The sequence below is a fragment of the Thiocapsa sp. genome, from assembly GCF_011390875.1.
In the GTDB taxonomy this organism is placed as follows: domain Bacteria; phylum Pseudomonadota; class Gammaproteobacteria; order Chromatiales; family Chromatiaceae; genus Thiocapsa.
In genome coordinates this window covers 1-7,840 of the sequence record NZ_JAABRP010000212.1, presented here as the reverse complement: position 1 = coordinate 7,840, position 7,840 = coordinate 1, and the positions used below count along the sequence as shown (strand labels likewise).

Below are 7,840 nucleotides of genomic sequence, written 5' to 3'. Positions count from 1 at the left end.
TTATCGACGAATCCCGTCATGGGCTGGACTCCGGTCGGTTCGCGATCAGGACGGCACGCACCGGCGCCGGGTGTCCCTCGATGGTGCGGCTCGAATCCCTCGGATCCAAATGGTCGGGCAGCGATTGGAAGCGCATCCAGTCGGTCGAGCGCTGCTCTTGCGGGCCGGTGCGGGTCACGTCGATCACGCGAATCCCGGTGAATCCGCAGCGACCCAGCCAGAGCGCCAGCGCATCGACGCTCGGGATGAACCAGACATTGCGCATCGCGGCATAGCGTCCCGGCGGAACCAACAGGCGCTCACCCTCGCCTTCCAAGACCAGGGTCTCCAGGACCAGCTCGCCGCCGGGGCGCAGCAGTCGATGCAGGTCCATCAGGTGATCGATCGGCGAGCGCCGGTGGTAGAGCACGCCCATCGAGAAGACCGTATCGAAGCCGGTGAGATCCCTCGGCAGATCCTCGATGCCGAGCGGCAGCACCGCGAGATCGTCGCGCACCAGATAGCGGTTGATCGCTATCCACTGGAGCACGAACAGGAGCGTCGGATCGATGCCGATCACCAACCGGGCGCCGGCCCCGAGCATGCGCCAGCCGTGATAACCGTTCCCGCAGCCCACGTCGAGCACCAGACGATCGGCGAGCGGCGCGATGCCCTCGGCCACGCGATCCCACTTGAGATCCGAGCGCCACTCGGTGTCGATGTGCACGCCCTGGATGCAGAAGGGGCCTTTGCGCCAGGGATGCAGGGCCATCAGCGCCGCGCTCAGAGACCGCCCGAGATCGGCGTCGAGCGGCCCGACGCCTTCGATCCCGACACAGGGGTCATCCAAACGAGCCCGCCCGCTCGGCAGATCCGGCAGCCGCGCCAGCGCCTGCTCCCACTTCGGCAAATCCCCGTGGGCTTGCGCACCCAGCCGAAGCGCGGCGCGTTCGGCCAGCCTCTCGCGCCAGGCGCTCAAACCGGTCCGTGCGAGACGATCAAAAAAGGGCTCGAAGGGCGTCAGGTCCATGCGACCCAGGCCACGAAGTTGAGATTCTGGAACCAGCGCAGATGGCCGGCGAAACCGGCAACACGGAGACGCCGCTCATGGGTCTCGACGGTTTCCGGGACGAGTACGCGCTCGAGTGCGGCTCGCTTGCGGCTGATCGCCAGCTCGCTGTAGCCGTTCGCACGCTTGAAGTCCTCGTGGAGGGTGCGCATCAGGCGCCCGCCCTGCGCATCCGGAATCTCGACCTTCTCGGCCAGCACCAGCATGCCGCCCGGAACCAGACCGGCGCGCAGACGGGCCATCAGTGCGTCCCGCCGCGCGGGCGGGATGAACTGGAGCGTCAGATTCAAGACGACCAAGCCGGCACCGCCGACCTCGACGGCTTCCAGATCGGCACAGAGCGGCACGAGCCGCTCGATCCCCGGGACATCGGCGAGCCGCGCACCCATGCCCTCGATCATCGCCTCCGAGGTATCGACGGCGATCACGGGCACATCCGCCGGGGTCTGCAGCAGCAGCTCGCGCGTCACCGCACCCAGGGAGCAACCCAGGTCATAACACGTGGTCCCCGGCCTTACCGCACGCCGGGCAATCAGTCCGGTAAGACCGACCAGCTCGGCGTAGCCGGGCACGGAACGACGCACCATGTCCGGGAAGACCCGGGCGACATCGGCATCGAACTCGAATGGCTTCACCGGCGCGCTGGGCCGGTCGAAAAGGTCATCGGGCTCGTTCATTGTCACACTTCACATCCTCGATCACGGTTCTGATGGGCTTGCAGCGGCACCCAAGGCAGGGCAGAGTCACGCCACGAATCCACCATCGTCGATCGGCGCTCGGTATAGAATACCTTCCCCGCCCACACCACTGCCGACCTGCCGTCCAAGGGAACGCAACATGATGAACAAGAACGAGATCCAACAAGCCATCGACGAGGATTCCGATTTCGTACAGGACGTCGACCCGGCTCCGGATGCCGCCCCGAGCATCCCGGATGAGATCGATTTAGGCGACCCCTCACTTTATCTGAATCGCGAGCTCACTTGGCTGGCGTTCAATCGTCGCGTCCTCAACGAGGCGGACGACAGCCGTACCCCGTTGCTCGAACGGGTGAAGTTTCTGGCGATCGTCAGCAACAACCTCGATGAGTTCTTCATGAAACGCATCGGCGGGCTCAAGCAGCAGATCGCCGCCGGCGTGCATACCCCGAGCGTAGACGGCCGCACACCCTCGCAGCAGCTCAAGGAGTGCCAGGCCGCGGTCCGCGAGTTTCAGACCGAGATGCAGCGGATCTACTCGATTCTGATGTCCGAGCTCGCACAACACGACATCCGCATCGTCCTGCATGATGATTTGCCGTCCGATGCACGCGAGCGGCTGCGCGACTATTTCCGCGCCAACATCTTCCCGATGCTCACCCCGTTGGCGATGGATCCGGCCCATCCCTTCCCCTTCATCTCCAATCTGACCCTTAACCTGCTGGTGACCCTGCGTTTCCCGGGCGGCAGCGAGGTCTACATGGCCCGCGTGAAGGTCCCGGTCAGCAAGGACGTGTCGCGGCGTCTGATCGCCATCGACGGCACCACCACCTTCGTCACCCTCGAAGACCTGATGGTGAAGAACCTCGACATGCTCTTCCCGGGCATGGAGATCGACTCCTGCGCCCTCTTCCGAATCACCCGCAACGCCATCGTCGAGCCGGAGGCCGAGGCGGCGAACGATTTGCTCGAGATGATCGAAAGCGAGCTGCGCGAGCGCCACTTCGCCCCCATCGTACGTCTGGAGGTGCAGCCCGGCATGGAACGGACCCACCGCGGCATGCTCGCGGCCGAGCTGGGTCTGAACGAGGACGAGGACGTCTTCGAGGTCGAGGGCATGATGGCCCTGCGCGATCTCTTCGAAGTCGCCGGGATCGAGAAGCCCGAGCTGCACGACAAGACCCACCGTGCGGTCGACCATCCGTTGCTCGCCAATGATCGGCGCAACATCTTCCACATCATCCGCGAGAACGGGCCGCTCCTGCTCCAGCATCCGTATCAGGCCTTCAGCACCTCGGTCGAGCGCTTTCTGCGCACCGCCGCCGAAGACCCCAAGGTGCTCGCCATCAAGATGACGCTCTATCGCACCTCGGCCGGCCCCATCCTCGACTCACTCATGCAGGCCGCACGCAACGGCAAACAGGTCGCGGTACTGGTCGAGCTCAAGGCGCGCTTCGACGAGGCCGCCAACATCGTCTGGGCACGGCGCCTGGAGGCCGAAGGCATCCACGTCAACTACGGCGTCATGGGCCTCAAGACCCACAGCAAGCTCATCTTCATCGTGCGGCGCGATTACTCCCAACTGCGCCGTTACTACCACATCGGCACCGGCAACTATCACTCGGGTACGGCCAAGCTCTATACGGATCTGGGCATGCTCGGATGCGACGAGGATATCGGCCAGGATCTCACCGAGCTTTTCAACTATCTCACCGGCTACTCACCGCCCCCGAGCTATCGCAAGATCCTCGCCGCGCCCTATACGCTCAAGCGCGGGATCATCGAGAAGATCAACCGCGAGATCGAGCATCACAAGCGTCACGGCGACGGTCTCATCCAAATGAAGATGAACGCGCTGGAAGACGCCGAGATCACGCGCGCACTCTACAAGGCCAGCCGCGCCGGCGTGAAGGTCGACCTCATCATCCGCGACACCTGCCGCTACCGACCCGGGCTGCCCGGAATCAGCGAGACCGGGCGCGTCGTCAGCATCGTCGGGCGCTTCCTCGAGCACGCACGCATCATCTATTTCAGGAACGGCGGCGCGGAAGAGTACTACATCGGCTCGGCCGACATGATGGGCCGTAACCTCGACAGTCGCGTCGAGGTCCACGCTCCGGTCGAGAACCCGGAGCTGCGCCAAGAGCTGCGACTCATCCTTGACGTGCAGTTCGCCGACACCCGCTCCGCTTGGGACATGGATTCGGACGGCAACTACACCCAACGCACCCCGGAGGACGAGAACGCCAAGGGTGCTCAGGAGACCCTGATCGGTGTCGCCGAGAAGCGTCTCGCCGCAGCGGCCAAACACAAGGAGAAGAAGGTGCGCTCCAAGCTCCTGAGCCATTTCCAGTGGCGGTTGCGGGAGAAGAATCTCAAATAAACCGCGCCCGATGCGGTCTGCGTCGTTTGTTGGATTGGCTTGGCCGCGCCAGCTTCGACAACTGTCGGAGCTGGCGCGGTTTAAAGTATTAAAAAATATTAAATTTTGAAGCGCAGCCCCAAAGATGACTCTTTGCGGAAACCGCCTCGGCCCTCGACACCGCGCGCCTCGCGATCGCGACGACGTTCACAACCGCCGCTCGTCCTCCACATAGGGGTTTCCCCTACCCTGAACGCGACTGATCCGTCGATTGCGCTCGATCTCACGTGCATCGGGCGGATCGGCGCTATCCCAGCCCTTGAAGAGCTGTAGGTCCTGCCGGCTGAGACGGACGCCGTAGGTGTCGCGCATGTAGAGGACCGTCCGAGCGATATCCCCGCGCACGCCCTCCGGAGGCTCGACCCGACGCAGGATGGGATCGAAACGCATCGCGCAGTCGCCCAAGCGCTGTCCGGAGCGCAGCTCGCCCCAGGCATGATCCGAGCGCGCAGCCGTGATGGCTCCCACCGCCGGGACGAGATTGTGCAGGTCCTTGTAGGCGGCGGCGAAGTCGGGATCTACCCGCTCGCAGCAGGCCAACCTCGAGAGACGCATCCCGGCGGCCTCGCTCGTGCAGGCAGGGAACGCCGCGGGATCGCGCCAACAGCGTCGCGACCCGCCGAGCCGTGATGCCGGCACGACATGCGCCGCCTCGGCCTGCTCCGCCCGTCGGCTACCGATGAGTTTGCCCAGCCCGCAGCCTTGGAGGTCGACCCGACCCCGATGATCGTAGCGACAGCCGCAGAAGAAGGTGACCCGTCGTTCACCGTAGACGTTGTCCAGCAAGGCCGCGCGGGCCTCGTCGAAGCTGCCGGCAACCCCCGGCCGAGGACCGGCGGACCTCGCCGCAGCGCGCAACGCCGGAAGGTCGAGCGGCCGCCATCCCGCTGCAGGGTCGGCTTTTACACGAACTGACACCGCGATGCCCGCATCTTCGGACGCGAGCAGGGATCCTACACCGACGGCCGTCTCGAGCACCACGTCGAACAACAAGGCGCGGATGTCGCGTGTGATCTCGACCGCTCGCCGCGCAGGCTCCGGCCAGCTTTGCGTGAGTGTCGTCGGCAGGAAGGAGAGGACACAGATCACGATGAGCCCGATGCCGAGATCCCGCAGCGCGATCAGGCTCCGGCGCAAGATCGAAAGCAGTCGTGCAGACCCGGAGACTCGGGTTGCAGCCCTGGGTGGAGGTGACTTGCGAGACGGGCGGCGAGGCATTGCGGACGGACGATCCAGGCTGGACGGCGGACCGGCACTTTAAACCGCGTCCGGTGCGGCATGTATACTTTGTTGGAATGGCTTGACCGCGCCAGCTCCAACGACGGTCGGAGCTGGCGCGGTTTAGCAGAGTGCGCTCGGGGCGGCCGGACCGCTCCCGATTCAACCGCAGGCGCTCAGGGATGTTTCGGTGTCGTACGATGTCCTTCCAAGTGTGCCAAGCGGGCCTCCAGTGCCTCCATGCGTGATAAGACGGCCGTCTCCCGAGGCTGATCCGCGGCGGTTTCCAGCGCGGCAACCGCACGTCCGACAACGGACGACAGTGATTCTCCGGGCCGTGCCAGCGCGCGCAAGCGCCCGAGAATCTCCTCGGGCAGACGACAATCAGCAGGGCGCGCCATCTCCTCCGTGGCCCTCGCGGAAGCGATGCGCGAGGTACGGCCCCCGACGGGGTCATGGCGTCGCCGCATCTGCGCGAACCCGTTCGCCGACACCGTCCGCAACCTCCGGATCAGGAATGCGAGGCGATCGCGGGAGACGACAACGGCGTCGCGGAGCCGGGAGCGTCTCAGCCAAGCGAACACACCGCCCGCCAGGATCAGCACCGCGGCGCCCCACACGACAAGTCCGTCGCCTGCCCGGAAAGACGACGACCGAGGGTCGGTTTGGCCCGGATCAACGTCGGAGGAGACGGTCATACCCCCGACCGCCGGGTCGTACCCCGAGAATGCGGAGGGCAACTCCGGTTGCGGCAGCTCGGGGAGGAAGGCCACGAAACCATCGGTCGGCGAGGTCGCTTCGGGGCTCGATGCCCAAGCGTCAGTCGCTTCGGGCTCGACCGCGAGCAGCCGTTCCGGATTCGGTTCCACCTCGGTATCGGGCGTCGGCGCGCCCGCGATCGGTGCGACGGGATCCGGCTCGGGTGCAAACCGAACAGTCTCGCGCGCCGCATCACCCGGCCGCACGAGCGATTCGAAGTAGCGGATGCGTTCGGAATAGAGTGCGCGTAGACAGTCCGCGTCACCGCAGGCGGCGCGCTTGTTTCTGAGCCAGGCTTTCTGCATCCCCTCGGGTGACAGACCGAGCGCCTGTAACTCGGTGTAGAGGACGCCCATTCTCGCATCCTGGGCGCGGAGATCGGGGTTGGCGCAAATCAAGCGCTCCACCGCGGTTCTGGCCTTGGCGCAGTCCCAGACGGCAACAGGATCCCCCGGTGCGGACCTGACTCGCGCGCGTGCAGGTGTTTCCGCTTGCGTGAGCTGACCCTCGTCGACGCAACCGTCTCTGTAAGCGTAAAGATTGGCGCCGTCATTGCGGGCGCACCAGGCATCGCCCGCCGGATAGCGACACGGACTGGATGCGACGTCGATATCCAGACAGGCCGCATCCGTCAGGGTAGCGAACAGGGCGCAGACGAGCGCGGTTGCGAGCTGTCCGAAACGTCGAATCTTCATGCGATCATCCATCAGCGCTCGGAGCAGAGACCAGCATCGCCCGGCGGAGCAAGCGCAACGCCGACCTGTGCTGCCGAACAGGCCCTGTTCGGCAGCACAGGCACTGCGCCAGGGATCAGAACTCCTCGAAGGACTCGAAGTCGCCGCCATCGTCCAGGAACGTTTCCTCGGACTCGAACGGCACCTCCTCGGGCTGTGCCGGTGTCTCCGACGCCTCGGCCTCGTTGCCGCCGAACAGGCCGGTCAGCGCATTGGCCATCATGATGCCCCCCGCAACACCGGCGGCGGTCGTCAGGGCCGATGCCATGAAGCCGCCCCCGGCAGGCTGTGTCGCCTGCGACCACCCCCGACTCGGAGCTGCGGTGGACGTTGATTTGCCGAGCCCCATGCCCGCAGCCGTCCCCGGCGTGCTACCCGGAGTCATGGCCGGCGTGCGCTCGGTCGCCGGCCGCGCGGCGTTTGCACCAGGCACGGCACCACCCCCGAAGAGACCGCCGAGGAAGCCGCCACCCGCAGCAGGACGCTCGGCAAGCTGCTTCTCCAACTCCTGGATCCGTTGGTTCTGCGCCTGCACCGTCTGCTCTTGAACCAGGATGACCTGAGACATGTAATAAGGAGCGGCCGGCTGGCGGCCCACGGCTGCGGCGATCTCCTGCTCCGCAGCCGGGTCGCGGGGGCCGGCCTGTTGCTCGGCCTGCTTCAACTTGGCAAACAGGTTACCGATCATGCTCTGCTCGTCGCGATCCACTGGAAATTCTCCTTCCGCTCAAGAGGTTTCAGATCAAAAAGTTAGCTAAAGTCCCGCAGCATAGAGTCCCCATCGGCCCCTAAGGTTCCTCTGGTCCACGACCGCGCGCGACGCATTGGGCCGCACGGGGCGCCGGCCTGTCAACTCAACTCCTCGACCCGACTTGCACCGCCCGCCCGCTTGCTCGTATCGTCACCCATGGCGCACGCTTTCGTTGCTGTTGTTGTGAACAACCGGTTTTCAGCAACGGTA

General features: G+C 65.3%; 6 protein-coding genes. 1 reads left to right on the top strand and 5 read right to left on the bottom strand.

The window, feature by feature from the left end:
* Positions 1 to 16: 16 nt before the first annotated feature.
* Both cmoB and cmoA read right to left on the bottom strand, forming a co-directional pair.
* Positions 17 to 1,009 (bottom strand): tRNA 5-methoxyuridine(34)/uridine 5-oxyacetic acid(34) synthase CmoB, encoded by a 993-nt coding sequence (gene cmoB, locus GPT33_RS15340; protein ID WP_296810481.1) that lies wholly within the window; start codon positions 1,007 to 1,009, stop codon positions 17 to 19.
* Positions 1,000 to 1,725 (bottom strand): carboxy-S-adenosyl-L-methionine synthase CmoA, encoded by a 726-nt coding sequence (gene cmoA / locus GPT33_RS15335; protein ID WP_296810478.1) that lies wholly within the window; start codon positions 1,723 to 1,725, stop codon positions 1,000 to 1,002. Before cmoA ends, cmoB begins: the two co-directional genes overlap by 10 nt.
* Positions 1,726 to 1,888: 163 nt before the next feature.
* On the opposite strand from cmoA, the gene ppk1 reads away from it, so the two are divergent.
* Positions 1,889 to 4,129: a polyphosphate kinase 1 gene (ppk1, locus tag GPT33_RS15330; protein ID WP_296810484.1), complete on the top strand. Its 2,241-nt coding sequence runs from the start codon at positions 1,889 to 1,891 to the stop codon at positions 4,127 to 4,129.
* 186 nt (positions 4,130 to 4,315) lie between these two features.
* On the opposite strand, the gene GPT33_RS15325 is transcribed toward ppk1, so the two are convergent.
* The 3 genes from GPT33_RS15325 to GPT33_RS15315 form a co-directional block, all read right to left on the bottom strand.
* The gene (locus GPT33_RS15325) at positions 4,316 to 5,305 is read right to left on the bottom strand and encodes an endonuclease (protein ID WP_296810473.1); all 990 of its coding nucleotides are present in this window, start codon (positions 5,303 to 5,305) and stop codon (positions 4,316 to 4,318) included.
* A 257-nt stretch (positions 5,306 to 5,562) separates the two neighbouring features.
* The gene (locus GPT33_RS15320; protein WP_296810470.1) at positions 5,563 to 6,840 is read right to left on the bottom strand and encodes a hypothetical protein; all 1,278 of its coding nucleotides are present in this window, start codon (positions 6,838 to 6,840) and stop codon (positions 5,563 to 5,565) included.
* A 115-nt stretch (positions 6,841 to 6,955) separates the two neighbouring features.
* Entirely contained in the window at positions 6,956 to 7,588 is a 633-nt protein-coding gene (locus GPT33_RS15315) for a DUF2076 domain-containing protein (RefSeq protein ID WP_296810467.1), read from the bottom strand.
* Between the last annotated feature and the right edge of the window lie 252 nt (positions 7,589 to 7,840).